Here is a 1386-nt window from a genome sequence, read left to right on the forward strand (position 1 = left end):
ATGGCAGCGGCGGCCAGCAGCCTCAAGAGCCAGGCGGGCGACTTGGTGCAGACGGTGGCGGTGTTCAAGCTCTCGGCGACTGACCAAGGTCAGCCGGTGCGGGCAGCGGCTGCACCTACACCCCGCGCCGCATCCGCTGCCCCGGGCGCCCGTGGTGGCGTAAGCAATCCGGCCGCCGCCAAGCCGCTGGCCGCGCCTACCAAAGCGCCCGCCCCACCCAAGCCTGCCGCTCTGAGGGCAGAGCCCCAGTTGGCGCCCGTGGTGGCTAAAACGAATACCAAAGTGACCCCTGCCGGGGGTGATGACGATTGGGAAACTTTTTAAACCAGTTTTGCTATTGGCCCCGGCACATCGTGAGTTCTGCGCAAGTAGCTATTCTTTTAGTAGTGACAGTGTCGATCCAGGATGGCGATTGAAGCACTGTGGGGTGGGTCTCGGTGATCGGAGTGTGACTGATTGCAAACGTTTTCGAAGTTGATGTTCGCTGCAACGTGCAGCTTGTGCAAAAAGGTGTCATATGCGTTTTCTCTCTAACCTGTCAGTGGCCAAGCGGCTTGGGTTGGGCTTTGCGGTGGTCTTGCTGCTGTCCATTGCTGTGATCGCCATGAGTATTTCCAGGCTCAATGCCGTGGCCGATGCAACTCAAGAGATGGTCGAAAGCCCAGTCAAAACCGAGCGATTGGTGGTTGATTGGTATCGCAATATTCGCTCCGGCGTCACCCGCACCACAGCCATTGCGCGCAGTACCGACGCATCCTTGGTTGAATTTTTTGCGGCCGACGCCAAGGCCTCCACCACCCAGTCCGGGGAGATTCAAAAGGCGCTGGAAGGGTTGATGGACACGGATGCCGAAAAGGCCTTGTTCAAGGAAATCGGCGAGCAGCGCAAACTCTATTTGTCCTCGCGCGATGCCATCATGGTGTTGAAGAAAGAAGGGAAGGTAGACGAGGCCAATGCCATGCTGGACAAGGAGTTTGTGCCTGCAGCGGCAGCGTACATGGCCAAGATGGAAGCGCTTCAAAAGCAGCAGCGGGACGAAGTGGACTCGGTGGCTCAGGACATCCAGTCCAAGCGCAACACAAGTCGCCAGTTACTCATTGCACTGGGGGTACTTAGTGTAGGTTTGAGTGTTTTGTTTTCCTGGGTCTTGTCGGGCTCTATTACCAAGCCTTTGGCGCAAGCCTCGGATGTGGCCCGACGTGTGTCTTCCGGGGATTTGAGCGTGCCCATTCCTGCGCATGGAGCGGATGAGGTGGGTCAACTGCTGGTGTCCCTGAAAGCCATGCAGGACAGCTTGGTGCAGGTGGTATCGAATGTGCGTAGTGGTTCTGAATCGGTGGCTACGGCGAGTGCCGAAATTGCGCAAGGCAACAACGACCTGAGTGC

1 protein-coding gene and 1 pseudogene are annotated in these 1386 nt (G+C 57.9%); both read left to right on the plus strand.

Going from position 1 to position 1386, the window contains the following annotated elements:
- Positions 1 to 324, plus strand: a pseudogene (locus CHU94_RS19140) (methyl-accepting chemotaxis protein); the annotation flags it as partial.
- A gap of 193 nt (positions 325 to 517) precedes the next feature.
- Positions 518 to 1386 (plus strand): MCP four helix bundle domain-containing protein (locus CHU94_RS00015; RefSeq protein WP_141211338.1); only part of this gene is annotated, 869 nt, incomplete at its 3' end.

It is taken from the genome of Rhodoferax sp. TH121 (genome assembly GCF_002251855.1).
Taxonomy (GTDB): Bacteria; Pseudomonadota; Gammaproteobacteria; order Burkholderiales; family Burkholderiaceae_C; genus Allorhodoferax.